Below are 25,378 nucleotides of genomic sequence, written 5' to 3' on the forward strand. Positions count from 1 at the left end.
CGCGCGCGGCGGCCAGCGCCAGCAGCACCGCGGGCGGCAGCGCCAGCGCGGCGGTGGTGGCCGCGCCCGCGGTGAGCGCGTCGACCTGCCGCTCGACGTCGACGAGGTCGCGCACCGCGAACACCTCGATCCCGGACGGCGCGCGGGCGCCGTCCGGGGCGGTGGCCGCGATCGGCGTGCCGACCAGCAGCCAGGTCGTCCCCCCGGCGACGACCCGCTGGGTGACCAGCCGGTCGCCGGTGCGCACCGCGGCCCGCAGGTCGCCGGTGAGCAGCTCGGTGCCGGGACCGTCCGCGGAGCGCAGGTCCCGGTAGGTGACCAGCGCCCCCGGGCCGACCGCCGCGCGCAGCCGGTCCAGCGCGTCCTGGTCGGGCGGGTACGCCAGCTCGGCGGTGACGGCGCCGATCCGGCCGGAGACGCCCTCGGCGAGGCTGCGCTCGGCCGCGGCGACCAGGGCGGCGCCGGCCGACCCTGCGCTCGACCACGCCGCCGCGGCCGCCCCGAGCACGGTCACCAGCACGAACGCCACCAGCAGCCGGGCGCGCAGCCCGCCGGGCCACCACCGCGTCATACCGGCCCGAACCGGTAGCCGAACCCGCGCACGGTCTGCACGTAGCGGGGGGACGCCGGGTCGGCCTCGACCTTCGCGCGCAGCCGCTGCACGCAGTTGTCCACCAGCCGGGAGTCGCCCAGGTAGTCGTGCTGCCACACCTCCGCCAGCAGCTGCTGGCGGCTGAGCACGCGGCCGGGGGCCCGGGACAGGGTCAGCAGCAGCCGCAGCTCGGTCGGGGTGAGCGCCACCGGCTCGCCGCGCAGCGACACCGCGGGCGCCGCGGCGTCGATGCGCAGCTCGCCGTGCTCGCGCACGCCGTCGGCGACGCCGGTGGCGCGCCGCAGCACCGCCCGGATCCGGGCGTCCAGCACGGTGGGCCGGGCCGGTTTGACGACGTAGTCGTCCGCGCCCGCGGCCAGGCCCTCGACGACGTCGAAGTCGTCCGAGCGCGCCGTCAGCACGATCACCGGCACCTCGCCCGCGGCCCGGATGCGCCGGCAGACCTGCAGGCCGTCGATGCCGGGCAGCATCAGGTCGAGCACCACCAGGTCGGGCGCGGCGGCGGCGAACGCCGCGATCCCGGCCTCGCCCGTCCCGGCAGTGCGCACGTCGTGGCCGTGGCGCGACAGCGCCAGCTGCAGCCCCCGCCGGACCAGGGGATCGTCCTCGACCAGCAGGATCGCCGCCATCCCCCCAGCATGGACGGCCCGCTCCGGCGGGACGGCGGCGGAGGGGGGTCTGCGACACGACCGCGACACGACCGCGGAGGGGCCGGGACGCGGCCGCGGCAGCGTCGGGACCGTGAACAAGACGAGATCCCTCGCCGTCGCCGGGTTGCTCCTGCTGCTGGCCTCCTGCTCCACACCACCGGTCGCACCGGCCGGACCAGGCGCACCGACCGAGCCGGCCGCGACAGCGCTGTCGACGGTGGTCCTGCTCGGCGACTCCATCGCCGTCGGCGAGGCGCTGCCGCTGGCCGCCGCCATGGAGGCCGGCGGCGTGCGGTTCCGCTCGCTGGCCGCCGAGGGCGGCGGCAACGTCGTCGGGCCGTTCGCCGAGGAGCAGTGGGCGCAGCTGCCCGGTCGGATCGCCGAGGCCGCGCCGTCGCTGGTGCTCTACCAGCTCTCCACCTTCGACTGGGGCACCGGCGCCGAGCAGCGCGCCGCCTACGACCGGCTGCTGGGCGCGGTCACCGCGGCGGGCGCCGACCTGCTCTTCGTCACCGCACCCCCGATCCGGCCCGACGACTTCTACGCCCCGCACATGGCCGACCTCGCCCGCGCCCCGGACGTGGCCCGCGCCGTCGCGGCCGGGTCGTCGGGGCGGGCCGCCGTGCTCGACGCCGCGGCCGTGTGGGGCCCGGACCACCAGCGCGAGCGCGACGGCAGGCCCGACCGCAACGCCGACGGCGTGCACACCTGCCCGCAGGGCGCCGCCCGGTTCACCGTCTGGCTGCTCGACGAGCTGGCCCGGCGGTACCCGGGCTTCACCCCGGCCCCCGCCACCGCCTGGGCCGACACCGGGTGGGCCGGGGACGACCACTTCGCGGGCTGCTGACCGGCCGGCGCTACCCGGGCAGCGGGGCGAACAGGTCGACGCCGTTGCCGTCCGGGTCCTGCACCGTGGCGTAGCGCTGGCCCCAGAACGCGTCGAAGGGCGCCAGCTCGCCGTGGTACCCGGCGCCGACCAGGTCGGCGTACAGGGCGTCGACGGCGGCGGCGTCGGCCACCGCGAAGGCCAGCCCGATGCGCCCGGCGCCGGCGACCGGGGACCAGCCCGGGTGGAACGAGCGGACCGTGTCCTCGGTGTCGAAGAGCAGCCGCAGGCCCCCGGGGAGGGTGACCTCGGCGTGCGGGGCGGTGTCGGCGTCGGCCGGGATGTCCAGGCCGAGGCGGCGGTAGAAGGCCAGCGTCGCGGCCATGTCGGCGGCCACGATCCCGACCGCGGAGAGCTGAGCGTCGATCGTCATGGCGGCGACGCTAGGACCCGCGCCCCGCCGGGGTCGTGAACGGATCGGACACCGGACCCCGAAGGGTCCGGTGTCCGATCGATCCGTGTGCCGGGAGTACGTGCGTCAGAGGTACTGGCCGGTGTTCGACGCGGTGTCGATCGCCCGGCTGGCCTCGTTGTTCTTGCCGGTGACGAGCGTGCGGATGTAGACGATCCGCTCGCCCTTCTTGCCCGAGATCCGCGCCCAGTCGTCCGGGTTGGTGGTGTTGGGCAGGTCCTCGTTCTCGGCGAACTCGTCGACGATCGCGTCCAGCAGGTGCTGCACGCGCAGCCCCGGCTGGCCGGTCTCGAGCACCGACTTGATCGCCGTCTTCTTGGACCGGTCGACGATGTTCTGGATCATCGCCCCGGAGTTGAAGTCCTTGAAGTACAGGGTCTCCTTGTCACCGTTGGCGTAGGTGACCTCCAGGAAGCGGTTCTCCTCGGTCTCGTCGTACATCCGCTCGACCACGCGCTGGATCATCGCGTCGATGCAGGCCTTGCGGTTGCCGGCGAACTCGGCGATGTCGTCGGCGTGGATGGGCAGGGTGTCGGTCAGGTACTTGGAGAAGATGTCCTGGGCCGCCTCGGCGTCCGGGCGCTCGATCTTGATCTTCACGTCCAGCCGGCCCGGCCGCAGGATCGCCGGGTCGATCATGTCCTCGCGGTTGGACGCGCCGATCACGATGACGTTCTCCAAGCCCTCCACGCCGTCGATCTCGGCGAGGAGCTGGGGCACGATCGTGGTCTCCACGTCCGAGGACACGCCGGACCCGCGGGTGCGGAAGATCGAGTCCATCTCGTCGAAGAACACGATCACCGGGGTGCCGGCCGAGGCCTTCTCCCTGGCCCGCTGGAAGATCAGCCGGATGTGGCGCTCGGTCTCGCCGACGAACTTGTTGAGCAGCTCGGGGCCCTTGATGTTGAGGAAGAACGCCCGGCCCTCGTTGGGGTCGTCGCCGCGCACCGCCGCGATCTTCTTGGCCAGTGAGTTCGCGACCGCCTTGGCGATCAGCGTCTTGCCGCAGCCGGGCGGGCCGTAGAGCAGCACGCCCTTGGGCGGGCGCAGCTCGTACTCGCGGAACAGCTCCGCGTGCAGGAACGGCAGCTCGACCGCGTCGCGGATCTGCTCGATCTGGCGGAACAGGCCACCGATGTCGTCGTAGTCGACGTCGGGCACCTCCTCCAGCACCAGGTCCTCGACCTCGGCCTTGGGCACGCGCTCGTAGGCGTAGCCGGCCTTGGTGTCGACCAGCAGCGAGTCGCCCGGCTTGAGCGGCACGACGTCGGGCTTGTCCGGGCCGGCGATCAGCGGCTCGGCCAGCCAGACGACGCGCTCCTCGTCGGCGTGCCCGACCACCAGCGCGCGACCGGCCAGGCCGTCGGCGGTGGGGTCGGAGAGGACCTCGCGCAGGGCGCAGACCTCGCCGACGCGCTCGAAGTCGCCCGCCTCGACGACGGTGAGCGCCTCGTTGAGCCGCACGGTCTGCCCGCTGGCCAGCTCGGAGGTGTCGACCGCCGGGGACACCGCGACGCGCATGCGCCGCCCGGAGGTGAAGACGTCGACCGTCTCGTCGGGGAAGCGGGCCAGGAAGACCCCGTACCCGCTGGGCGGTTGGGCCAGCCGATCGACCTCCTCGCGGAGCGCGACCAACTGGCCGCGCGCCTCCCGGAGGGTCTCGGTGAGCTTCTCGTTGCGCGCCGAGAGCTGGGCGAGCCGGCTGGCGGACTCGGCGAGGCGCTGTTCGAGAACACGGGCGTGGCGTGGCGATTCGGTGAGCTTGCGGCGCAGCAGCGCCACTTCCTCCTCCAGGAAGCGGATCTGCGCGGCGGCCTCGGCGGGACTCAAGTCCCCCGGGTCACCGTTATCGCGCCTGCCGGGACCGTCGTAGGGGTTCACGGCATCCTCCCTCCGTGTTCCGTTTCCATACGGTACCTGGCCACCCCGGGTACGACCCTGCGACGAACCGGTGATCCATCACTCAGCCTGACGGAAGCTTGACGCGCAGGCACCAACCGCCTCCGTAACGGTGACGACCTGTGATCGCGGCCCGGCGCGGCCGGTTCAGCGACCCGCCCCGCACCGGCGCGGACACCGCGTGAGGGGCGGCCGCGACGGGCTGCGGGACGCGATCCACCGTCCCCCGCGCATCCCCCGATCACTCCCCCATCCTATGTCCGCGCGCACCGGATGCACCGCGCGCCGCGCGCGGAACCCCCTCCGTGCGCCCGGACGGAGGGGGCGCGAGCAGCGGCACCCGACCCCGGGAGCGGTCAGCGCGTCGTCGTCGGGCGCCGCTGCGGGCGCGGCGGGACGACGCCGTCGGCCAGCCGGCGCGCGGTCACCAGGAACGCCGTGTGGCCCTGCATGCGGTGGTCGGGCCGGACCGCCAGGCCCACGACGTGCCACGGGCGCACCAGGCACTCCCAGGCCTGCGGCTCGGTCCAGCAGCGCTGCTCGCGCAGGTCCTCCACCAGCCGCGACAGCTGCGTCGTGGTGGCGACGTAGCCGACCAGCACGCCACCGGGGATGAGCGCCCGCGCGACCGTGCCCAGGTGCTCCCACGGCGCCAGCATGTCCAGCACGACCCGGTCGACGGGCTCGGCGGCGCCGTCGTGGGCGGCCAGGTCGTCGACGCGCAGGGTCCAGTTGGCCGGGTGCTCGCCGTGGAAGGCGACGACGTTGCGCTCGGCGTACTCGGCGTGGTCCTGGCGGACCTCGTAGGACAGCACGCTGCCGGTGGGCCCCACCGCCTGCAGCAGCGAGCAGGTCAGCGCGCCCGAGCCGGCCCCGGCCTCCAGCACCCTGGCGCCCGGGAACACGTCGCCCCACATCAGGATCTGCGCGGCGTCCTTCGGGTAGATCACCTGGGCGCCGCGCGGCATGGACAGCACGAAGTCGGCCAGCCGTGGCCGCAGCGCGAGGTAGGGGGTGCCGACCGGGGAGACGACCAGGCTGCCCTCCGGGCGCCCGATCAGGTCGTCGTGGGCCAGGCCGCCGCGGTGGGTGTGGTACTCGGCGCCGGCCTGCAGCGTGATCGTGTAGTGGCGGCCCTTGGGGTCGGTGAGCTGGACCCGGTCGCCCGCGCGGAACGCGCCGCCGCGGGCCGGACCGACCGGCGCGGCGGGGCCGGCGTCCGGGTCCGGGGCGTCCGGGGGGACCGCGTCCTGCGGGGCGGAGGAGGGGACGGGCGGGGCTGCGGGCAGGTCGGACATCGATCCCAGTTCGTGCGTCGGAGCGTGCGCTCGGTCGGTTCGGCGCGCGCTCAGTTGGTCAGGACGAGCTTCCAGGCGCCGTCGACGCGGCGCATGCCCCACGTCGTGGGCATCGACTCGCCGTCGACGGTGGCCGTCCACTTCACGGTCGCCTCGTCGCCGTCGACCTCGACGTCGTCGATCTTCGCGGTGCGCGCGATGGTGTCGGCCGTCTCGCCGGCGCCGCCCTGCTCGAACACGACGGCGAACGCCTCTTCGCAGGTGGCGGCGTTGACGCCCTGGGTGGCCAGGCTGGCCAGCAGCTTGGCGGTCGCCTCCGGCGCGTTGTACGCGCACGCGGCCGGGAAGTCCCGCGCCAGCACGGCGGTGTGGTAGCCCTTGAACGCCTCGCCGATCTCGGTCTCGGCGTCCGCGCCGCACGCGCCGACCCCGACGGCGAGCACCGCCGCGACGAGCACGACCCGCAACGATTTCACCCGCACAACGTACGGGTCGCCGGGCGCCGGGCCGGTCCGGGGTGCCCCGGGACTGTCGGTGCGCTCGCCTACGCTCTGTCCATGACGGAGACACCGGGCGACACCGTGGGTCATTCGGCGGCCGGTCCGGCACTCGATCCGGCACTCGATCCGGCACTCGATCCGGCACTCGATCCGGCACTCGATCCGGCACCGTCGGCGCCGGTCTCCGGGGCCGCCGCCCCGACCCCCGCCGCACGGCGCCGCCCGGCGCTCTCCCCGTCGCGGGCCGGCGACTTCAAGCAGTGCCCGCTGCTCTACCGCTTCCGGGCGATCGACCGCCTCCCCGAGGTGCCCTCCCGCCCCCAGGTGCGCGGCACCCTCGTGCACGCCGTGCTGGAGCGGCTCTTCGAGCTGCCCGCCGCCGAGCGCCTGCCGGCCACGGCGCTGGCGATGGTCGGGCCCGTGTGGACCGAGCTGTGCGCGGCCTGGCCCGAACTGCTCGAGCAGCTGTTCACCGGCCCCGACGACCCCGAGCTGGGCCCGTGGCTGGAGTCGGCCGGCCCGCTGCTGGAGGCCTACTTCCGGCTGGAGGACCCGCGCCGGCTCGACCCGCAGGCCCGGGAGCTGCTGGTGGAGACCGAGCTGGAGTCCGGGCTGCTGCTGCGCGGCTACATCGACCGCCTCGATGTGGCGCCCACCGGCGAGGTGCGCGTCATCGACTACAAGACCGGCGCCGCGCCCCGGCCCTCCGGCGAGACGCGCGCCCTGTTCCAGATGAAGTTCTACGCGCTGGCCCTGCTGCACCTGCGCGGCGCGGCGCCCGCCCAGCTGCGGCTGCTCTACCTCGCCGACACCGAGTCGCTGACCTACCGCCCCGACGAGGAGGAGCTGCGCCGCTTCGAGGGCACCCTCAACGCCATCTGGGACGCCGTGCTGCTGGCCGGCCGCGACGGCGACTTCCGCCCCAACCGCAGCCGCATGTGCGAGTGGTGCAGCCACAAGGCGCTGTGCCCGGCGTGGGACGGCACGCCACCGCCCTACCCGGGCTGGCCGCAGGCCGACGACGCGCCCACCATCGCCGCGGGCGTCCCGGTGGAGATCCCGGTCCGGCGCGCCGGCTGACATGATCGGGCGCGTGCCCGAGAACGCGCCCGAGCTGCAGCCCTACTACCTGCCCCTCGACGGGGTCGACGGCGAGCGCTTCCACGCCACGTTCTCCACCACCGGGCCGTGGTTCGCCGACGCCCAGCACGTCGGGCCGCCCTCGGCGCTGCTCGCCCGCGCGGTCGAGCGGTGCCGGCCGCGCCCGGACACCCAGGTCGCCCGGTTCACCGTGGAGGTGCTGGGCCCGGTGCCGGCCGGGGAGGTCCGGGTCAGCGCGACGATCGAGCGCCCCGGGCGCGCCATCGAGCTGGTGGCCGCCGAGATGGTGGCCGGGGGCCGGGCGGTGCTGCGCGCCCGCGCGTGGCGCACCGCCACCGGCGACACGACCGCGGTGCAGGTCGGCCAGGCCGATCCGCCCGCCCCGCCGGACACGGTCGCGGCCGGCGCGCCGACCATGACCGGCTGGCTGCCCGGGTTCGTCGACTCGGTGGAGTGGCGGTTCCTGCGCGGCTGGTTCACCGACCCGGGCCCGGGCACCGCCTGGATCCGCCAGCGCGTCGACCTCGTCGAGGGCGAGAAGCCCAGCCCGCTGCAGCGCCTCGCGGTGGTGGCCGACTCGGCCAACGGGGTGGCCGCCCCGCTGGACGTGCGCGACTGGTTGTTCGTCAACACCGACCTGACGCTGCACCTGGACCGCCCGCCGCGGGGCGAGTGGATGGCCGTCGACGCGGCCACCACCGTCGGGCCCACCGGCGCCGGCACCGTCTCTGCGCTGCTGTTCGACGAGCACGGCCGGGTGGGCCGCTCGGCGCAGAGCCTGGTCGTGCGGCCCCGGTAGGGCCGGACCCACCCCGCCGGCGTCGGGCCCGCCCGGTCGGCCGGTCTCAGTCGCGCACGCCGAGTGCGGCCATGTGCGCCGCCGGGTAGCGCTCGCCCCGCGCCGCGCCCGCCGGCACCGCCTCCTCGATCGCGGCCAGGTCGTCGGCGGTGAGGACCAGGTCCGTCGCCGGCAGCGCCTCGGCCAGCCGCTCCCGGGTGCGGGCGCCGACCAGCGGGACGATGTCGACGACGTCATCGCCCTGGGCGGCCACCCAGGCGATGGCCAGCTGGGCGACCGTGCAGCCCTTCGCCGCCGCGACCCGGCCCAGCGCCGCCACCAGCGCGAGGTTGTGCTGCACGTTGCCCTCGGCGAAGCGCGGGTGGTGGCCGCGCAGGTCGCCGGGGCCGCGGCTGAGCCCGGCCGTCCAGTGCCCGGAGAGGAGGCCGCGGCTCAGGACCCCGTACGCGGTCAGGCCGATGCCCAGCTCCCGCAGCACGGGCAGGACCTGCGCCTCCACGCCCCGGGACAGCAGCGAGTACTCGATCTGCAGGTCGGCGACCGGGCGCTCGGCGTGCGCCCGGCGGACCGTCGCGGCGTCGACCTCGGACAGCCCGATGTGGCGCACGTACCCGGCGTCGACCATCTCGCCGATCGCGCCCACCGTCTCCTCGATCGGCACGGCCGGGTCCAGCCGGGCCGGGCGGTAGACGTCGACGTGCTCGACGCCCAGCCGGGTCAGCGAGTACGCGAGGAAGTTCTTCACCGCTTCGGGGCGGCCGTCGGGGCCGCCGAACTCGGCGCCGGGACCGCGCAGCATCCCGAACTTGACGCTGAGCACGTAGTCGTCGCGGTCGCGGCCGCGCAGGGCCTCGGCCAGCAGCAGCTCGTTGTGGCCCATGGCGTAGAAGTCGCCGGTGTCGATCAGCGTGACGCCCGCGTCGAGCGCGGCGCGGACCGTGGCGGTGCTCTCGTCGCGGTCCGCCTCGCCGTAGCCGCCCGACATGCCCATCGCGCCGAGCCCCAGCGCGGAGACGGTCGGTCCGGTGCGGCCCAGGGTGCGTGTCCTCATCGTGTGCTCCTCGGTTGTCGGTGATCCCACCGTGCGCCCGCCCGGCGGGCCGCGGGAGCGGAGCGTCGATCGTGGGAGCGCCGCTCCCTGGCTCGGCGCGGCGGCCGGCGGGAGCATGGGTCGCATGGAGCGCGCCCAGCTCGCCGACTTCCTGCGCCGCCGCCGCGCGGCGATCCGCCCGACCGACGTCGGCATCGCAGGCGGTCCCCGGCGCCGGACCGCCGGCCTGCGCCGCGAGGAGGTCGCCCTGCTCGCCGGCGTGTCGGTCGACTACGTGGTGCGGCTCGAACAGGGCCGCAGCAGCCGGCCCTCCACGCAGCTGCTCGGCGCGCTCGCCCGCGCGCTGCGCCTGTCCGACGACGAGCGCGACCACCTGTTCCGGCTGGCCGGCCACCAGCCGTCGCCCGCCGAGGGCGCGGCCCGGCTGGCCCGCGCCGGCCTGCTGCGCGTGCTGGACCTGGTCGGCGCCGCGGCACTGGTCCTGTCCGACCTCGGCGAGGTGCTGGCCCAGAACCGCGACTCGCTGCTGTTGACCGGCGACCTGACCCGCTTCGACGGCGACCGGCGCTACATCGCCTACCGCTGGTTCACCGAGCCCGCCGCCCAGGTCGTGCACCTGCCGGAGGGTCGCGCGGAGCACGCCCGCCGGCTGGTGGCCGATCTGCGCGCGACCGCGGGCCGCCGCGCCGGTGACCCCGACGTCACCGCGCTGGTGCGGCGGCTGCGGGCCGCCAGCGCCGAGTTCGCCCGGCTCTGGGCCGAGCACGAGGTGGCCGTGCGGCGGACCGACCGCAAGACCTTCGTGCACCCCCGGGTGGGCAACGTGCTGATGGACTGCGAGACCCTCGTCACCCCCGACCAGCGCCAGCAGCTGGTGGTGCTGACCCCGGCCGACGCCGACTCCGCCGAGCGGATGGACCTGCTGCGCGTGCTCGGCACCGAGGAGTTCCCGGCCACGGCGCAGAGCTGAACCGGGCTGAACTCGGGCTGAGCCGGTGCTGAACCCGGAGCCGGACCGTGCCGGCCCCGGGGTCAGAGCGTGGGCTCGATCGGCCCCTCGACGGCGCGGCAGGAGCGGATCTCCGAGGACAGGATGGCCCGGGCGCCCAGCGCGGCGAGCTCGTCCATGACCCGGTTGGCCGGCTGCCGGCGGACCATGGTGCGCACGGCGACCCAGCCCTCCTCGGCCAGCGGCGACACGGTCGGCGCCTGCAGGCCGGGGGCGATGGCCTTGGCCCGGTCCAGCACCCGCTCCGGGCAGTCGTAGTCGATCATCAGGTACTGGCGGGCGTAGACCACGCCGCGCAGCCGCTCGGTGAAGACGTTCTTGGCCGTCTTGGTCTCGACCGTCTCCTCGCGGTCGGGACGGGGCTCGCGCTCGATGAGCGTGGCCTGCGACTCCGCGATCGGGTCGCCGAAGGCGCGCAGGCCGTGCTGGCGCAGGGTGCGCCCGGAGGACACCACGTCGGCGATGGCGTCGGCCAGGCCCAGCTGGACCGAGATCTCCACGGCGCCGTCGAGCTTGATGATGTCGGCGCGGACCCGGTTGCGGGCCAGGTGCGCGCGGACCAGCCGGGGGTAGGAGGTGGCGATCTTCTTGCCCTCCAGGTCCTCCAGCTTCCACTCGGTCTCGTCGCTGGTGCTCGGCGCGGCGAAGCGGAACTTCGAGGCGCCGAAACCGAGTTGGATCACGCCCTTGACCTGGCTGCCCGACTCGTCCATCAGGTCGGCGCCGGTGATCCCGAGGTGCAGGTCGCCCGATCCGACGTAGGTCGCGATGTCCTTGGGCCGCAGGTAGAAGAACTCGATCTCGTTCTCCTCGTCCAGCATGCTCAGGTCGCGGTTGTCGGACCGCTGCCGGTACCCCGCCTCGCGCATCATCGTGGCGGCTGGCTCGGCCAGTGTCCCCTTGTTGGGGAGGGCGATGCGGAGCATTGAGCTCTCCTCGGTCGTGCCGGACGTCCCACTTCTGGACCCGACGGTAGTGCGGTTCTGCGTGCGCGCCATCGGTGCGACGCGCTGGTCACATCGATCGTGCTACAGGAACTTGTACACGTCTTCCAGCGAGATCTTGCGGCTGAGCATCACGACCTGGATGCGGTAGAGCAGCTGGGAGATCTCCTCGGCCAGCGCGTCGTCGGCCTCGTGCTCGGCGGCCAGCCACACCTCCCCGGCCTCTTCCAGCAGCTTCTTGCCGGCGGCGTGGATGCCCGCGTCGAGCGCGTGCACCGTGCCCGATCCCTCGGGCCGCGTGGCCGCCTTCTCGGTCAGCTCGGCGAACAATCCGTCGAAGGTCTTCACAGCGGGGCTCCCCTCCAGTGCTCAGTGTCGATTGTGCGGTGCGCGACCGCACAACCGGCTCGCCGTGGTGCTGTGCCCGGCGTCCCCGGAGCGCCGGACGGCACGGCGAGGGGCCGATCCGGCGACGCGACGGCCGGCGCCACCGGACCGGCGCCACCGCCCGGGACGAACGGTCGGCCCACCGGTCATGCCGCCGGACGCGCCACCGCGACGCGGTAGATGGCGGCGAGGTCGTCGGCGGTCAGACCGCTCAGCGCGGCGCGCTGCACGCGGCGCGGCCCGACGGGCACCGCCACCTCGCACGGGACGACCAGTACCGCGGCGCCGGCGTCCTGCGCGGCCTGCGCGCCGGTCACCGAGTCCTCCACGGCCAGGCAGCTCGCCGGGTCCACGCCGAGCAGCTCGGCGGCGCGCAGGTACGGGTCCGGGGCGGGCTTGCCCCGGGCCACCTCGTCGCCGCACACGCTGACCCGGAAGAACTCCCGGCCGATGGCGTCCAGCGCCGGCTCGGTGAGCTCGCGCTGGGTGTTGGTGACCAGGGCCATCGGCCAACCGGCCGCCGCCACCGCGCGCAGCGCCTCCAGCGCCCCGGGCCGCCACTCCAGCCCCTCGGCGAACAGCTCGCCGGTCCGCTCGGTCATCCAGCTGGCCGCCTCGGCCTGCCGCTCGGGGTCGCGGGGCAGGCCCAGGTCGTCGAACAGGATGTCCAGCGTGGCGGCCATGTCGCCGCCGACCATGGCGGCGCGCGCCGGGGCGGACACCGCACCGCCGAGCCGGCGCGCGGTGTCGGCGATGGAGACCGTCCACAGCTTCTCGGAGTCGACCAGGGTGCCGTCCATGTCCCACAGGACCGCGGCGGGTGCGTCGGCCACGCCCCGAGCGGGCTCAGCCGGCATTGAAGTACTTCGCCTCCGGGTGGTGGGCGACCATCGCGTCGGTCGACTGCTCCGGGTGCAGCTGCAGCTCCTCGGACAGCTCGACGCCGATCCGGCCGGGCTGCAGCAGCTCGACGATCTTGGTGCGGTCCTCCAGGTTGGGGCAGGCGCCGTAGCCCAGCGAGTAGCGCGCGCCCCGGTAGCCGAGCTTGAAGAACTCCTCGATGTCGGCGGGGTCCTCGGCGGCGACGGCGGTGACCCCGTCGGCGGTCGGGAACACCAGCTCCTCGCGGATGCGCCGGTGCCAGTACTCGGCCAGCGCCTCGGTGAGCTGCACGCCCAGGCCGTGGACCTCCAGGTAGTCGCGGTAGGCGTCCTTGGCGAACAGCTCGTTGGCGTAGTCGGCGATGGGGTTGCCCATCGTGACCAGGTGCAGCGGCAGCACGTCGATCTCGCGGCGCTCGCGGGCCAGCGCGCGGGGCCGCCAGAAGTCGGCCAGGCACAGGTGGCGGTCGCGGCGCTGGCGGGGGAACTCCAGCCGGAACCGCTCGGGCGAGTCGGCCGACGGCTCCCCCTCGTGGTCGAGGACCACCAGCGCGTCGCCCTCGGACACCGCCGGGAAGTAGCCGTAGACCACCGCCGCGTGCGCCAGCACGCCCTCGGTGGAGAGCCGGTCGAGCCAGTAGCGCAGCCGCGGGCGGCCCTCGGTCTCCACCAGCTCCTCGTAGGAGGGCCCGGACCCGCCCTTGGCGCCGCGCAGGCCCCACTGGCCCAGGAACAGGGCGCGCTCGTCGACCATGCCGGAGTACTCGGCCAGCCCGATGCCCTTGACCACCCGGGTGCCCCAGAACGGCGGGGTGGGCAGCGGGTTGTCCACGGTGACGTCCGAGCGGTCGGGCACCGGCCCGGCCACCTCGGCCTCGGCCGCCTTGCGCTTGGCCGCGACCCGCTGCGAGCGCTCGTGGCGGGCCTTGCGCTCCGCGCGCTTCGCCTCCTCCTCGGGGTCGACCTCGGGCAGCTCGCCGCGACGGCGGGCCATCGTGGCGTCCATCAGCCGCAGGCCCTCGAACGCGTCGCGGGCGTAGGACACCCGGCCCTGGTAGACCTCCGACAGGTCGTTCTCCACGTAGGAGCGGGTCAGCGCGGCGCCGCCGAGCAGCACGGGGAGCTTGCCCGCGACCCCGCGGGAGTTCATCTCCTGCAGGTTCTCCTTCATGATCACCGTGGACTTGACCAGCAGCCCGGACATGCCCACGGCGTGCGCGCGGTGCTCCTCGGCGGCCGACAGGATCGTCGAGATGGGCTGCTTGATGCCCAGGTTGACCACGGTGTAGCCGTTGTTGGACAGGATGATGTCGACCAGGTTCTTGCCGATGTCGTGCACGTCGCCCTTGACCGTGGCCAGCACGATCGTGCCCTTGCCGTCGGAGTCGGTCTTCTCCATGTGCGGCTCGAGGTACGCCACCGCCGCCTTCATGACCTCCGCGCTGGCCAGCACGAACGGCAGCTGCATCTGCCCGGAGCCGAACAGCTCGCCGACGGTCTTCATCCCCGCCAGCAGGGTGTCGTTGATGATCTCCAGGGCGGGCCGGGACCGCAGCGCCTGGTCCAGGTCGGCCTCCAGGCCGTTGCGCTCGCCGTCGACGATCCGCCGCTCCAGCCGCTCGAACAGCGGCAGCGCGGCCAGCTCCTCGGCCCGGCCGGCCTTGGCCGAGGACGCCGTGACGCCCTCGAACAGCTCCATGAACCGGTTGAGCGGGTCGTAACCTTCGCGACGGCGGTCGTAGACCAGGTCGAGCGCGACCGAGCGCTGCTCGTCGTCGATCTTGGCCATCGGCAGGATCTTGGCCGCGGACACGATCGCGGTGTCCAACCCGGCGTTCACGCACTCGTGCAGGAACACCGAGTTCAGCACCTGCCGCGCGGCGGCGTTGAGGCCGAACGAGACGTTGGACACACCCAGCGTCGTCTGCACCGACGGGTAGCGGCGCTTCAGCTCGCGGATCGCCTCGATGGTCTCCAGCGCGTCGCGGCGGACCTCCTCCTGTCCGGTGGTGATCGGGAAGGTGAGGGTGTCGACGACGATGTCCTCGACGTGCATGCCGTGGTTGCCGGTCAGGTCGCGGATGAGCCGGTCGGCCACCCGCACCTTCCACTCGGCGGTGCGTGCCTGGCCCTCCTCGTCGATGGTCAGCGCCACGACCGCGCAGCCGTGCTCGCGCACAAGCTCCATCGCCCGCTGGAACCGCGAGCCCGGCCCGTCGCCGTCCTCGTAGTTCACCGAGTTGATGATCGAGCGCCCGCCCAGGCGCTCCAGCCCGGCGCGCAGCACCTCGGGCTCGGTGGAGTCGAGCATCACCGGCAGCGTGGACGCCGTGGCCAGCCGCCCGGCCAGCTCGGCCATGTCGGCGACGCCGTCGCGGCCGACGTAGTCGACGCACAGGTCGATCATGTGCGCGCCCTCGCGGGTCTGCTCGCGGGCGATCGCGACGCAGTCCTCCCAGTTCTCGGCGAGCATCGCCTCGCGGAACTTCTTCGACCCGTTGGCGTTGGTCCGCTCCCCCACCATGAGCACCGAGGTGTCCTGGCGGAACGGCACCGAGGCGTAGAGCGAGCTCAGGCCGGGCTCCGGGCGCGGGTTGCGGACCAGCGGCTCGACCTCGGCCACCGCCTCGACGATCGCCCGCACGTGCGCCGGGGTGGAGCCGCAGCAGCCGCCGACCAGCCGGGTGCCGTACTCGCGCACGAACGCGGCCAGCGCCTGGGCCAGCCCGTCGGGGTCCAGCGGGTACTCCGCGCCGTTGGGGCCCAGCACCGGCAGCCCGGCGTTGGGCATCACCGACAGCGGGATGCGCGCGTGCTTGGACAGCGTGCGCAGGTGCTCGCTCATCTCCTCCGGGCCGGTGGAGCAGTTCAGCCCGATGAGGTCGACGCCCAGCGGCTCGATCGCGGTCAGCGCGGCGCCGATCTCCGAGCCCAGCAGCATCGTGCCGGTGGTCTCCACCGCCACCTGGGCCACGATCGGGATGCGCCTGCCCTCCACGAGCATCGCCCGCTGCACGCCCAGCACGGCGGCCTTGACCTGCAGCAGGTCCTGGCAGGTCTCGATCACGACCGCGTCCGCGCCGCCGGCGACCAGCCCGCGCCCGCACTCGGTGTAGGCGTCGCGCAGGGCGGCGAAGCTCGCGTGGCCCAGCGTCGGCAGCTTCGTGCCGGGCCCGACCGAGCCGAGCACGAAGCGCGGGCGGTCCGGGGTGGACATCTCGTCGGCGACCTCGCGGGCCAGCCGGGCGCCCTTCTCGGCGAGCTCGAAGATGCGGTCGGCGATGTCGTAGTCGGCCAGGTTGGGCAGGTTCGCGCCGAAGGTGTTGGTCTCCACCGCGTCGGAACCTGCCTCGAAGTAGGCGCGGTGGATCGAGCGCACCACGTCCGGGCGGGAGTCGTTGAGGATCTCGTTGCAGCCCTCGAGACCCCGGAAGTCGTCCATCACCAGGTCGCCGCGATCGCCCGCGTCCTGCAGCATGGTGCCCATCGCTCCGTCGGCGACCACCACCCGTCGGGCCAGGGTGTCCAGGAATGCGCTGTCGACGCGGGAGCCGCTGAGATCCGTCACCACGTCGGACACGATAGTCGGGCCGGCCACGGTCGCCGCCGCAGTGCGGGCGCGGGCGACCGCGCGGAGTGACACCCGGGCGGGGCGGCGCGGTGTGACACCCCGGGGACGCAGCCGACGCGCGGGGGCCCCCGGCCGTAGGCTGGAGCGATGACCGACCGCCAGCGGGACACCGGAGCGGAGGACGAGCTCCCGCGCCTCGTCGACCCGGTGATGATCGCCGCCTTCGAGGGGTGGAACGACGCCGGGGAGGCCGCGAGCACGGCGCTGGAGCACCTGGAGCTGAGCTGGGACGCCACCCCGCTCGCCTCCATCGACCCCGAGGAGTACTACGACTTCCAGGTGACCCGACCGCACGTGCGGTCGGCCGACGGCGTCACCCGCCGCATCGACTGGCAGACCACCCGGCTCTCGGTGGCCACGCTCCCCGGCACCGAGCGCCACGTCGTGCTGGTCAACGGCATCGAGCCGAACCTGCGCTGGCGCAGCTTCTGCCGGGAGCTGCTCGGCTACGTCGAGAAGCTGGGCGTGACGAAGGTCATCACGCTGGGCGCGCTGCTGACCGACACCCCGCACACCCGGCCCACCCCGGTCAGCGGCATCTCCTACGACAAGGCCTCGGCCAAGCGGATGCAGGTCGAGCCCTCGACCTACCAGGGGCCCACCGGGATCGTCGGGGTCTTCCAGAACGCCTGCGTGGAGGCCGGCGTCCCGGCGCTGTCGTTCTGGGCCGCGGTGCCGCACTACGTGTCGCAGGCCAGGGTGCCCAAGGCCGCCGTGGCGCTGCTGCACCGGGTCGAGGAGACCCTCGACGTCGAGGTGCCGCTGGGCGGGCTGCCCGAGCAGGCCGAGGAGTGGGAGCGCACGGTCTCGGAGATGGCCGAGGCCGACGACGAGGTGCGCGAGTACGTGCGCCAGCTCGAGGAGCAGGCCGAGGCCGACGGTGACGAGCTGCCCGAGGCCGACGGCGACGCCATCGCCGCCGACTTCGAGCGCTACCTGCGCCGGCGCGGCTCCGGCGGCTCCGGCAGCTGAAGCGCACGGGGCCCGCCGGCCCGGCCGGGGGCGCGGCGGCCAGGGCCGGTCTGTACGCCGGGGCCTACCTCGGCCCCTTCGGCGGCGGGGTCACCGTCGCCATGCTGCCCGAGCTCGGGGCCGCCTACGGGGTCGGCTCCGGGGACGCGGCGGTGTCGGTGACGGCGTACTCGCTGCCGTTCGCGGCCCTGATGCTGGTCTCCGGCACGTGGGGGGCGCGGTGGGGGCGCCGGCGCACGGTGGTCGTGGCCTACGTCGTCTACGCCGTGGCCTCGCTGGCCTGCCTGCTCGCCCCGACCTGGGAGCTGTTCCTGGCGGCCCGCGCCCTGCAGGGCGCGGCCAACTCGTTCACCACGCCGCTGGTGATGGCCGCGCTGGCGGCCGCCACCGACCCCGGGCGGCTGGGCCGGGCGCTGGGCTGGTTCGGCTCCCTGCAGTCCGCCGGGCAGACCTCGGCGCCGCTGATCGGCGGGCTGGCCGCGGAGCTGGACTGGCGGCTGGCCTTCGCCGGGGTGGCCGTGGTCGCGCTCGGGCTGGCCGTCGTGGGCATCCCGGCCGCGGGCACCACCGAACCCGGACGCCCCACGCTGCGCTCCGCGCTGCGCCCGGAGGTGCTGCGCATCGGCATCGCGGTCGCGGTCGGCTGGGGCTGGATGGCCGGCCTGGCGTTCCTGGTCGCGCTGCGCCTCGAGGACAGCTTCGGCCTCGACGCGGGCGCCCGGGGGCTCGTGCTGACCGGGATCGGCGTCGCCGGGCTCGTCTGCGCCCCGCTGGTCGGGCGCGGCGTCGACCGCATCGGCCCCCGGCGCACGATCCTGCTGGGCGCCGCGCTGGGCACGCTCGTGCTGGCCGGGGTGGGCCTGGCCCCGACCGTCTGGATGGTCGCCGCGATCTGGGCCCTCGGCGGCCCGGCCGGCCAGCTGGTCCTGGTGGGCACGAACGCGATGGTGCTGGGCGCCGGGCGGGCCAACGCCGGCGGCGCGACCTCCGTCGTGCAGGCGGTGCGGTTCGGCGGCTCGTCGGTGGCGCCGGTGCTGTTCACCCCGATCTACCACGTCGACCCGCTGGCCGCGTTCCTCGCGCCGGCCGCGGCGCTGGCCGTGCTCGTGCCCCTGGCCGTGCCACGCGGGGGTGTGGCGGGGCGGCCCGCGGACCGGTAGGGGTTCCCCACCCGCGCACGAGCCACGCCCGCAACGAGTTGGACGAAAGCCGCGCTCGTCCCGCCGAGGTGGCGCGCCAGTACCACTCCGTCGGGTGGCTTCCCGCCGAGGTGGCGCGGCGCTGCGCGCGCCTCGCCGTGCACGAGCGCGACTCTCGTCCAACCCGGCCGTGCGAGCGCGACTCTCGTCCAACCCCCCCGACAGCCGGCTCAGCCGGTGAGCACCGCGAGCAGCGCGCGGGCGTAGGCGCGCTCGGCGTCGACGTCGACGTGGCGCTCCTCGCCTCCGGCGTCCTCGATCACCACCGCGAAGCCGTCGCCCACCGGCTCCAGCCGGCGGAAGCGGGCGCCGAGCGCCTCGCGCAGCCGGCCCTCGTGCGGCAGCCAGACCACGGCCTCCTGCTCGACGGAGTCCAGCGCCCACTCCGTGGTGCCGTTGAACCGGAACAGCCGCCCGGTCGGGGCCTCGTGCACGTCGATGGTCAGCTCGCTGACCACGAACACCTCGTCGTCCATGCCCCGGCCGGCGATGACGAACCGGTCGCCGGCCGCCGGGGTCCAGGCCAGCCCGGCGGCGCGCAGCCGCGCCGCCAGCTCCACGCTGATCACCGGCCGGTCACCCGCGCAGCGCCACCCCGAGCAACGCGTCGACGGCGTCGCGGACCAGGCCGGGGGCCCGCCCGTCGCGGCCGCGGCGCTCCAGCGCCTCGCCCGCCCAGCCGTCGACGGCGGCCAACGCGGCCGGGGTGTCCAGGTCGTCGGCCAGGTGGGTGCGCAGCCGCGAGACCAGGTCGGCGGCGTCGGGCCCGGCCCCCAGCGCGACGGCATCCCGCCAGCGGGCCAGCCGGGCCTGCGCGTCGGCGAGCAGGGCGTCGGTCCAGGGGCGGTCGGTGCGGTAGTGACCGGCCAGCAGGGCCAGCCGCACGGCGTTCGGGTCGACGCCCTCGGCCCGCAGCTTGGACACGAACACCAGGTTGCCGCGGGACTTCGACATCTTCTCCCCGTCGAGCCCGATCATCCCGCTGTGCGTGTAGTGCCGGGCGAACGGGTGCACGCCGGTGAACGCCTCGGCGTGCGCGGCGCCGCACTCGTGGTGGGGGTAGATGAGGTCGGAACCGCCGCCGTTGACGTCGATCTGCGGGCCGAGCCGGTTGAGCGCGATCGCCGCGCACTCCACGTGCCAGCCGGGCCGGCCGGGCCCGAGGTCGCCGGCGCCCGCCCCGGATCCCGCACTGCCGTCCCAGGACGGCTCGCCCTCGCGGGCCATCCGCCACAGCAGCGGGTCGGACGGGTGGCGCTTGCCGGGGCGGTCCGGGTCGCCGCCGCGCTCGGCGGCCAGCCGCAGCATCGTGGGCTCGTCGTAGTTCGACTCGTAGCCGAAGCGCCCGGTGACCGAGGAGTCGAAGTAGACGTCCGGGAACTCCGGGTCGTCCACCCGGTAGGCCGCGCCCGCCGCCAGCAGCTTCGAGACCAGCTCGGTGATCTCGCCCATGGCCTCGACCGCGCCGATGTAGTGCCGCGGCGGCACCACCCGCAGCGCCTCCATGTCCTCGCGGAACAGCGCCGTCTCGCGCATCCCGAGCACGACCCAGTCGTCCTGGTCGCGGGCGGCGCGCTCGAGGAGCGGGTCGTCGATGTCGGTGACGTTCTGCACGTAGTGCACGTCGTGGCCCAGGTCGCGCCACACCCGGTTGACCAGGTCGAACGCCAGGTAGGTCGCGGCGTGGCCGAGGTGGGTGGCGTCGTAGGGGGTGATGCCGCAGACGTACATCAGCGCGGTGGACCCGGGCGCGGTCGGGCGGACGCGGCCGCTGGAGGTGTCGTGCAGGCGCAGCGGCGGACCGCCTCCGGCCAGGCGTGGGACGTCGACGGATGCCCAGGTCTGCATGGCTCCAACCTACGCGGCCGATCGCCGTCGGGAACCTCCCCGACGGGACCGCTCGATCACGTCACCTGATCAACGAGCCGGTCACCTCAGCGTCGCGTGCGCAGGTAGTCGGACACGACCTCGGCACCCAGCCCGTCCAGCGTCGGGGCGACCACCCGCCCTCCGCAGCGGCGGGCGACGTCGTCGATGAACGCGGCCAGCCGGGGGTCCTCGCCGAGCTTGAAGAACGTCACCGCCGGCTTCACGGCCATCAGCCGGTCGAGCTCGGCCACGGTGGCCGCGATCGTCTCCCGGCTGGGCGGCCAGTCGAAGTACATGCTGCCGTCCGGTTCCAGGTGCGAGGTCGGCTCGCCGTCGGTGACGACCAGCACCACCGGCTGCGCGTCGGGCTGGCGGCGCAGGTGCTGGCCGGCCAGGATCAGCGCGTGGTGCAGGTTGGTGCCCTTCTCCCAGGTGCCCTCCAGCCCGATCAGCTCGCCGAGCTGCACCTCCCTGGCGTACGGGCCGAAGGTGATCAGCTTCAGGTCGTCGCCGCGGAAGCGGGTCGAGATGAGCTGGTGCAGGGCCAGCGCGGTGCGCTTCATCGGCACCCACCGCCCGTCCATCACCATCGACCACGAGGTGTCGACCAGCAGCGCGACGACGGCCCGGGTGCGCTGCTCGGTCTCGACGATCTCCACGTCGGTGACGTCGAGGGCGCGCGCGTCGCCGCCGGCGCGGCGCAACTGCGCGTTGAGCATCGTGCGGGGCACGTTCCAGGCCTCGGTGTCGCCGAAGGCCCACGGCCGGGTGGCCCCGGTGACCTCGCCCGCGGCGCCGGAGCGGCGGGTGTCGCGCTCCCCGCGCCGCGCGCCCATCCGGTCGACGACGTCGCGCAGCGCCGACTCGCCGAGCCTGCGCAGCGCCTTGGGCGAGAGCTGCAGCGACCCGTCGGCCGCGCGGGTGAACAGGCCCTCGCGCTCCAGCTCGCGCTGCAGGTCGGCCAGCGCCTGCGCGTCCACGCGCGCCTGGTCGCCCAGGTGGCGCCCCAGCGACTCCAGGTCGATGTCCTCCAGCCGGGCACCGGGGTAGCTCTGGGACAGCTGCTCGGCCAGCGCGTCGAGCTGGCCCAGCTCCTCCATCGCCCGGGTGGCCTCGCCCATGCCCATCGGGTTCTCGCCGCGGAAGCGGCCCTGCCCGTCCCAGTCCTCCCCCGGGCGCAGGCCCTGCAGCTGGGAGTCGAGCTGGGCCAGCTGCTGGGCCAGCTGCGGGTCGCCGAACGCCTGCTGGGCCAGCTCCATCAGCTCGGCGCGCTGCTCGGCGCTCATCGAGTTGAGCATCCGCTGCGCGGCGGCCGACCGCTGCGCCAGCAGGTCGATGAGCTCCTCGGTGTTGCGCGGGCCCTCCGGGAAGAACTCCCCGTGGCGGCGCATGAACTCGTCGAACCGCTGCGCCGTGTCCTGGCCCTGCGCGTGCGCGGCGAGCAGCTGGTTGAGGTCGGCGAGCATCTCCTTGATGCGCTCGACGTCCTGGGGCGTCGCGTTCTGCATCGCCTGCTTCATCCCGGCGAAGCGCTGGTCGAGCATCTCCCGGCCGAGCAGGTCGCGGATCTCCTGGTAGGCCTCGCGGGCGTCGGAGGAGCGCCAGTCGTAGGAGTCCAGCTCGCGCACGGCGCCGCCGGTGTCCGACGGCAGCGCGTCGAGCTGCATCTCCCGGAAGCGTGCGTCGTCGGAGTCGTCGCGCCCCAGCGCGTCCCGCTCGGCGTCCATGGCCCGCCGCAGCAGCTCCCGGACCTCCTGCAGGGTGCCGTCGAGCCGGTTGTCGCGCTGCAGCCTGCTGCGCCGCTGCCAGACCTCCCTGGTCAGCTCGTCGAGGCCGCGCCGGTCGCCGAGACCGCGCCGCAGCAGCTCCTGCATGGCGCTGCGCGGCGAGGCGCCCTCCATGACGTCGCGGCCGATCTCGTCCATCGCCGACCGCAGGTCGAACGGCGGGGCGAGCGGGTCGGGGCCTTCGACGTAGGGGCCGTAACGGAAACGTCGATCACGCCTGGGCACGAGATCCACGCTACGCCGCGCCGGGCGGGAAATTCTCGGACGCGAGCGACTTATGCGACCGCGCCCCCGGCCCGGACGAACGCCCCGGGCGTGGCCCCCACCAACCGCGTGAAGTGCCGGTGCAGGTGGGCCTGGTCGTGGAAACCGACGGCCACTGCCACGTCGGCCGCCGCCTCCCCGGCCAGCAACCGCCGTCGCGCCGCCTCCACCCGCCGCCCGATCAGGTACCGGTGCGGCGGCAGCCCGAACGCGCTGCCGAAGTGCCGCACCAGGCTCGCCGGGTGCGCGTGCAGCGTCCGGGCCGCCTCGCGCAGCGTGATCCCCTCGACCAGGTGCGCGTCGAGCAGGTCGCGCAGGTCGTCGGCGAGCCCGTGGGGCGCGGTGGGATCGGGGGCGGCCCGCAGGTGGGCGCGGATCCGGTCGCCGATCAGGGCCAGCCTGCTCTCGGCCGCCAGCTCGGCGCCGGGCTGGTCCAACGCCCGGTGCAGCTGGTCGACCCGCACGCGCAGCAGCGGGTCGACCAGGCTGGGGCCGGCGACCGCGGCGCCGGTGAGGTCGGGGGTGAGCACCTCGGCGTCGAGGTAGACCACGCGCTTGCGGAAGCCGTGGTGGGTGGCGGCCCGCCCGGTGTGCGCGACGTGCGGGGGCAGCAGGGTGACCGCGGGGCGCAGGGCGCCGTGCTCGCGGCGGTCCAGGTCGTAGCGCACCGCGCCCTCGTCGACGACGAGCAGCGTCCAGGTCGCGTGGGCGTGGACCGGGTAGGCGTGGTCGGTGAACCGGGCGTGGAAGACCTCGGTCACCCCCGGCACGCGCGGCGCCCACGCCCGCAGCTCCGCGCCCTGCGGCGACGCGGCGGTGAGCATGCGCCGAACGTACAAGAACGGGCCGGCGGGGCGGGCCCAGACTCGGTCGGTGCGCTTCGACACCAAGATCGCCGTCGTGCTCCGCGACGACCTGGAGACCTGGCAGCGGCTCAACGTCACCGCGTTCCTCGCCTCGGGGATCGCCACCAACGACGAGCTGATCGGCGAGCCGTACGCCGACGCCGACGACACCGGGTACCTGCCGATGTTCCGCCAACCGGTGCTGGTGCTCACCGGCGACAAGCAGGTGCTCACCGCGGTGCACGAGCGCGCGGTGCGCCGAGGGCTGCCGCTGGCCGTGTTCACCGCGGAGCTGTTCGCCACCGGGCACGACGAGGCGAACCGGGCCGCCGTCCGGGCCGTGCCGGCGGCCGGGCTGGACCTGGTGGGGCTGGCCGTGCACGGCCCCCGCAACGCCGTGGACAAGATCACGAAGGGGGCCGTGCTGCATTCGTGAGCAGGCGTACCGCCGCGGCGAGGGCGGACGCGTCGGGGAGCGCCTCCGGCGCGACGAGCGCCTGCACGACGAACCCGGTCACCAGGGCCAGGGCCGCGGCGCCCAGCGCCGCCGCCACCTCCGGTGGGGTGTCGGCGGCGTGCGGCCCGAGCAGCAGACCGGCGAGCACGTCCCGGCCCTCGCCCATGCCCGCGGCCAGCGCCGCGCGCAGCTCGGCGTCGAACGGCGCCTCGCCGATGGCCTGGACGCTCGCCACGTGCAGCTCGTGGGCGTCGGGGACGGCGGCGACCAGCTCGCCGAGCAGGGCGACGAGGCGCTCGGCCGGGTCGTCGGTGCCGGCGGCGGCCGCCCGGGCCGCCTGCTCCAGGCGGGTGCCCCACTCGTCGGTCGCCGCCAGCACCGCCGTGGCCATCAGGCTGTCCTTGGACCCGAAGTGGTAGCCGATCGAGGCCAGGTGCGCGCCCGCGGCGGTGGCGATGTCGCGGGCGGTCGTGCGCCGGTAGCCCTTCTCGACCAGGCAGCGCCGGGCCCCGGCCAGCAGGTCCTCGCGGTGGCTCACGGGGCGAGCCTAGCGATGGGACGGACGTACGTCCTTGCTTCCGATTTGTACGTACGTACAATCACATCCGTGACGCCCCGCCGCGCCCGTGCCGCGCTCGCCCTGCTGGTGCTGCCCGCCCTGCTCGTGTCGATGGACCTCTCGATCCTGTTCGTCGCCGCCCCGGCGATCACCGCCGCGCTCGCGCCGAGCGCCGCCGAGTGGCTGTGGATGATGGACGTCTACGGCTTCGTGCTCGCCGGGCTGCTCGTCGTGATGGGCGGGGTGGGCGACGCCGTGGGGCGCAGGCGGCTGCTGCTGGCCGGGACCGCCCTGTTCGGCGCGGCGTCGGTGGCGCTGGCGCTGGCCCCGACGCCCGCGCTGTTCATCGCCGCCCGCGTCGCGCTGGGCGTCGCGGCCGCCACGCTCGCCCCGTCGACGCTCTCGCTGGTCCGGGTCGTGTTCGAGGAGCCGGACGCGCGCAGGCGCGCGGTCGCGGCGTGGACGGTGGCGTTCACCGGCGGCGCCGTCGCCGGGCCGGTGCTGGGCGGGCTGCTGCTGGAGCACCTCTGGTGGGGCGCGGCGTTCCTGGTCAACGTGCCGGTCATGGCGGTGCTGCTGGTCGCCGGCCCGCTCGTGCTGCCCGAGTCGCGCCACCCCCGCCCCGGTGGGGTCGACGTGGTGGGCGCGGTGCTGGCCGGCGGCGCGGTGCTGGGCGTGGTGTTCGCGGTGAAGCGCGTGGTCCACGACGGGCCGGACGCGTGGGTCGTCGCGGCGCTCGTGGTCGCGGCGGCACTGGGGGCGGTGTTCGCCCGGCGCCGGGGAAGCGCGTTCGCGGACGTCGCACTGCTGCGCGCCCCGGGTCTCGCGGCGGCGGTGGGCGCCAACGCCGCGGTCGCGTTCGCCGCCTGCGGTGTCGGCCTGCTGGCGTTCACCTACCTGCAGGTGGTGCTGGGCCTGTCGCCGCTGGCGGCGGCGCTGTGGGCGCTGCCGACGCTGGTGGGCACCGGGCTCGGCGCGGCGCTGGGCGCGGCCGGCCCGGCCCGGGAGCGACCGGGAGCCCTGCTGGTCGTCGGACTGCTCGTGGCCGCGGCCGGCTTCGCCGTGCTGACCGCGCTGCGACCCGGAGCCGGCTTGCTGCCCTTCGTCGCCGGCTACACGACGCTGGCCTTCGGCGCGGGCGTGGTCGGCACGCTGGCCAACGCGCTGGTGCTGGGCAGCGCGCCCGCGCAGCGGGCCGGAGCGGCGGCCGGGCTGTCCGAGACCGCCGTCGAACTGGGCGGGGCCCTCGGGATCGCCGTGCTGGGATCGGCGGCCACCGCCGGGTACCGCTCGGCGCTGTCCGGCTCGCCGGCCGCCGCGCTCGTTCCCGCCGAGCGGGTCGAGACGGTGGCCGCGGCGGCCGAA

At 74.9% G+C, this 25,378-nt stretch carries 23 protein-coding genes and 1 pseudogene; 8 read left to right on the top strand and 16 right to left on the bottom strand.

Annotation, left to right across the window (positions count from 1 at the left end):
* Both KIK08_RS23580 and KIK08_RS23585 read right to left on the bottom strand, forming a co-directional pair.
* A pseudogene (locus KIK08_RS23580) lies at window positions 1–571 on the bottom strand (two-component sensor histidine kinase); the annotation flags it as partial.
* The gene (locus tag KIK08_RS23585) at window positions 568–1,242 is read right to left on the bottom strand and encodes a response regulator transcription factor (RefSeq protein WP_214405422.1); all 675 of its coding nucleotides are present in this window, start codon (window positions 1,240–1,242) and stop codon (window positions 568–570) included. The pseudogene KIK08_RS23580 and the gene KIK08_RS23585, both read right to left, overlap by 4 nt.
* A gap of 112 nt (window positions 1,243–1,354) precedes the next feature.
* Here KIK08_RS23585 and KIK08_RS23590 point away from each other — a divergent pair, with 112 nt between their 5' ends.
* Window positions 1,355–2,110, top strand: a complete 756-nt coding sequence (locus tag KIK08_RS23590; protein WP_308257828.1) for an SGNH/GDSL hydrolase family protein — start codon at window positions 1,355–1,357, stop codon at window positions 2,108–2,110.
* A gap of 10 nt (window positions 2,111–2,120) precedes the next feature.
* On the opposite strand, the gene KIK08_RS23595 is transcribed toward KIK08_RS23590, so the two are convergent.
* From KIK08_RS23595 to KIK08_RS23610, 4 genes are all read right to left on the bottom strand, one after another.
* Window positions 2,121–2,522: a VOC family protein gene (locus KIK08_RS23595; RefSeq protein ID WP_214405423.1), complete on the bottom strand. Its 402-nt coding sequence runs from the start codon at window positions 2,520–2,522 to the stop codon at window positions 2,121–2,123.
* Window positions 2,523–2,627: 105 nt separating this feature from the next.
* Window positions 2,628–4,391, bottom strand: coding sequence for a proteasome ATPase (gene arc / locus KIK08_RS23600; RefSeq protein WP_250557675.1), 1,764 nt, complete (start codon window positions 4,389–4,391; stop codon window positions 2,628–2,630).
* Between the two features lie 425 nt (window positions 4,392–4,816).
* Window positions 4,817–5,758, bottom strand: coding sequence for a tRNA (adenine-N1)-methyltransferase (locus tag KIK08_RS23605; protein WP_214405425.1), 942 nt, complete (start codon window positions 5,756–5,758; stop codon window positions 4,817–4,819).
* 50 nt (window positions 5,759–5,808) lie between these two features.
* Entirely contained in the window at window positions 5,809–6,234 is a 426-nt protein-coding gene (locus tag KIK08_RS23610; RefSeq protein ID WP_214405426.1) for a hypothetical protein, read from the bottom strand.
* A gap of 81 nt (window positions 6,235–6,315) precedes the next feature.
* On the opposite strand from KIK08_RS23610, the gene KIK08_RS23615 reads away from it, so the two are divergent.
* Both KIK08_RS23615 and KIK08_RS23620 read left to right on the top strand, forming a co-directional pair.
* The gene (locus KIK08_RS23615) at window positions 6,316–7,338 is read left to right on the top strand and encodes a RecB family exonuclease (protein ID WP_214405427.1); all 1,023 of its coding nucleotides are present in this window, start codon (window positions 6,316–6,318) and stop codon (window positions 7,336–7,338) included.
* Between the two features lies 1 nt (window position 7,339).
* The gene (locus KIK08_RS23620; protein ID WP_214405428.1) at window positions 7,340–8,158 is read left to right on the top strand and encodes a thioesterase family protein; all 819 of its coding nucleotides are present in this window, start codon (window positions 7,340–7,342) and stop codon (window positions 8,156–8,158) included.
* Window positions 8,159–8,204: 46 nt separating this feature from the next.
* Here the strand turns inward: KIK08_RS23620 and KIK08_RS23625 are convergent, their stop codons facing one another.
* On the bottom strand, window positions 8,205–9,209 hold the full coding sequence (locus tag KIK08_RS23625) for an aldo/keto reductase (protein WP_214405429.1): 1,005 nt from the start codon (window positions 9,207–9,209) through the stop codon (window positions 8,205–8,207).
* A gap of 124 nt (window positions 9,210–9,333) precedes the next feature.
* Here KIK08_RS23625 and KIK08_RS23630 point away from each other — a divergent pair, with 124 nt between their 5' ends.
* On the top strand, window positions 9,334–10,179 hold the full coding sequence (locus tag KIK08_RS23630) for a helix-turn-helix transcriptional regulator (RefSeq protein ID WP_214405430.1): 846 nt from the start codon (window positions 9,334–9,336) through the stop codon (window positions 10,177–10,179).
* A gap of 62 nt (window positions 10,180–10,241) precedes the next feature.
* Here the strand turns inward: KIK08_RS23630 and hisG are convergent, their stop codons facing one another.
* The 4 genes from hisG to metH form a co-directional block, all read right to left on the bottom strand.
* Window positions 10,242–11,144 (bottom strand): ATP phosphoribosyltransferase, encoded by a 903-nt coding sequence (hisG, locus tag KIK08_RS23635; RefSeq protein ID WP_214405431.1) that lies wholly within the window; start codon window positions 11,142–11,144, stop codon window positions 10,242–10,244.
* Between the two features lie 102 nt (window positions 11,145–11,246).
* Window positions 11,247–11,510: a phosphoribosyl-ATP diphosphatase gene (locus KIK08_RS23640; RefSeq protein WP_214405432.1), complete on the bottom strand. Its 264-nt coding sequence runs from the start codon at window positions 11,508–11,510 to the stop codon at window positions 11,247–11,249.
* A gap of 185 nt (window positions 11,511–11,695) precedes the next feature.
* Entirely contained in the window at window positions 11,696–12,382 is a 687-nt protein-coding gene (locus KIK08_RS23645) for an HAD family hydrolase (RefSeq protein WP_308257831.1), read from the bottom strand.
* 13 nt (window positions 12,383–12,395) lie between these two features.
* Window positions 12,396–15,998 carry a methionine synthase gene (metH, locus tag KIK08_RS23650; RefSeq protein ID WP_214405443.1) on the bottom strand — a complete coding sequence of 1,201 codons (3,603 nt, stop codon included), beginning with the start codon at window positions 15,996–15,998 and terminating at the stop codon, window positions 12,396–12,398.
* Between the two features lie 150 nt (window positions 15,999–16,148).
* Between metH and KIK08_RS23655 the strand changes: the two genes are divergently transcribed.
* Window positions 16,149–17,033, top strand: coding sequence for a PAC2 family protein (locus tag KIK08_RS23655; RefSeq protein WP_214405434.1), 885 nt, complete (start codon window positions 16,149–16,151; stop codon window positions 17,031–17,033).
* Window positions 17,034–17,134: 101 nt separating this feature from the next.
* Window positions 17,135–18,193, top strand: coding sequence for an MFS transporter (locus KIK08_RS23660; RefSeq protein ID WP_214405435.1), 1,059 nt, complete (start codon window positions 17,135–17,137; stop codon window positions 18,191–18,193).
* Between the two features lie 209 nt (window positions 18,194–18,402).
* Here KIK08_RS23660 and KIK08_RS23665 read toward each other — a convergent pair whose 3' ends face one another.
* The 4 genes from KIK08_RS23665 to KIK08_RS23680 form a co-directional block, all read right to left on the bottom strand.
* Window positions 18,403–18,801, bottom strand: a complete 399-nt coding sequence (locus KIK08_RS23665; protein ID WP_214405436.1) for a hypothetical protein — start codon at window positions 18,799–18,801, stop codon at window positions 18,403–18,405.
* A gap of 7 nt (window positions 18,802–18,808) precedes the next feature.
* Complete coding sequence (mshC, locus tag KIK08_RS23670) at window positions 18,809–20,080, bottom strand: cysteine--1-D-myo-inosityl 2-amino-2-deoxy-alpha-D-glucopyranoside ligase (protein WP_214405437.1); 1,272 nt, start codon at window positions 20,078–20,080, stop codon at window positions 18,809–18,811.
* A gap of 86 nt (window positions 20,081–20,166) precedes the next feature.
* Entirely contained in the window at window positions 20,167–22,122 is a 1,956-nt protein-coding gene (locus KIK08_RS23675; protein WP_408004713.1) for a hypothetical protein, read from the bottom strand.
* A gap of 41 nt (window positions 22,123–22,163) precedes the next feature.
* A complete protein-coding gene (locus KIK08_RS23680; protein WP_214405439.1) occupies window positions 22,164–22,976 on the bottom strand; it encodes an AraC family transcriptional regulator in 813 nt (270 codons plus the stop codon).
* Between KIK08_RS23680 and KIK08_RS23685 the strand changes: the two genes are divergently transcribed.
* The gene (locus KIK08_RS23685) at window positions 22,975–23,433 is read left to right on the top strand and encodes a DUF2000 domain-containing protein (protein WP_214405444.1); all 459 of its coding nucleotides are present in this window, start codon (window positions 22,975–22,977) and stop codon (window positions 23,431–23,433) included. The two genes, KIK08_RS23680 and KIK08_RS23685, sit on opposite strands and share 2 nt — an antisense overlap.
* Here the strand turns inward: KIK08_RS23685 and KIK08_RS23690 are convergent.
* Complete coding sequence (locus KIK08_RS23690) at window positions 23,405–23,992, bottom strand: TetR/AcrR family transcriptional regulator (RefSeq protein ID WP_214405440.1); 588 nt, start codon at window positions 23,990–23,992, stop codon at window positions 23,405–23,407. The genes KIK08_RS23685 and KIK08_RS23690 overlap by 29 nt on opposite strands.
* Window positions 23,993–24,061: 69 nt before the next feature.
* Here KIK08_RS23690 and KIK08_RS23695 point away from each other — a divergent pair.
* Window positions 24,062–25,378, top strand: a 1,317-nt coding sequence (locus tag KIK08_RS23695) for an MFS transporter (protein WP_214405441.1), incomplete at its 3' end; no start/stop codon positions are given.

Origin of the sequence: Pseudonocardia lacus (genome assembly GCF_018531445.1) — a bacterium.
Taxonomy (GTDB): domain Bacteria; phylum Actinomycetota; class Actinomycetes; order Mycobacteriales; family Pseudonocardiaceae; genus Pseudonocardia; species Pseudonocardia lacus.

What these genes read in the sequence shown, in the direction of transcription:
- KIK08_RS23585 (WP_214405422.1), bottom strand. Translation starts at nt 1,242, where the DNA reads ATGGCGGCGATCCTGCTGGTCGAGGACGATCCCCTGGTCCGGCGGGGG.
- KIK08_RS23595 (WP_214405423.1), bottom strand. Translation starts at nt 2,522, where the DNA reads ATGACGATCGACGCTCAGCTCTCCGCGGTCGGGATCGTGGCCGCCGAC.
- KIK08_RS23605 (WP_214405425.1), bottom strand. Translation starts at nt 5,758, where the DNA reads ATGTCCGACCTGCCCGCAGCCCCGCCCGTCCCCTCCTCCGCCCCGCAG.
- KIK08_RS23615 (WP_214405427.1), top strand. Translation starts at nt 6,316, where the DNA reads ATGACGGAGACACCGGGCGACACCGTGGGTCATTCGGCGGCCGGTCCG.
- KIK08_RS23620 (WP_214405428.1), top strand. Translation starts at nt 7,340, where the DNA reads ATGATCGGGCGCGTGCCCGAGAACGCGCCCGAGCTGCAGCCCTACTAC.
- KIK08_RS23625 (WP_214405429.1), bottom strand. Translation starts at nt 9,209, where the DNA reads ATGAGGACACGCACCCTGGGCCGCACCGGACCGACCGTCTCCGCGCTG.
- KIK08_RS23630 (WP_214405430.1), top strand. Translation starts at nt 9,334, where the DNA reads ATGGAGCGCGCCCAGCTCGCCGACTTCCTGCGCCGCCGCCGCGCGGCG.
- hisG (WP_214405431.1), bottom strand. Translation starts at nt 11,144, where the DNA reads ATGCTCCGCATCGCCCTCCCCAACAAGGGGACACTGGCCGAGCCAGCC.
- KIK08_RS23655 (WP_214405434.1), top strand. Translation starts at nt 16,149, where the DNA reads ATGACCGACCGCCAGCGGGACACCGGAGCGGAGGACGAGCTCCCGCGC.
- KIK08_RS23660 (WP_214405435.1), top strand. Translation starts at nt 17,135, where the DNA reads ATGCTGCCCGAGCTCGGGGCCGCCTACGGGGTCGGCTCCGGGGACGCG.
- mshC (WP_214405437.1), bottom strand. Translation starts at nt 20,080, where the DNA reads ATGCAGACCTGGGCATCCGTCGACGTCCCACGCCTGGCCGGAGGCGGT.
- KIK08_RS23685 (WP_214405444.1), top strand. Translation starts at nt 22,975, where the DNA reads ATGCGCCGAACGTACAAGAACGGGCCGGCGGGGCGGGCCCAGACTCGG.
- KIK08_RS23680 (WP_214405439.1), bottom strand. Translation starts at nt 22,976, where the DNA reads ATGCTCACCGCCGCGTCGCCGCAGGGCGCGGAGCTGCGGGCGTGGGCG.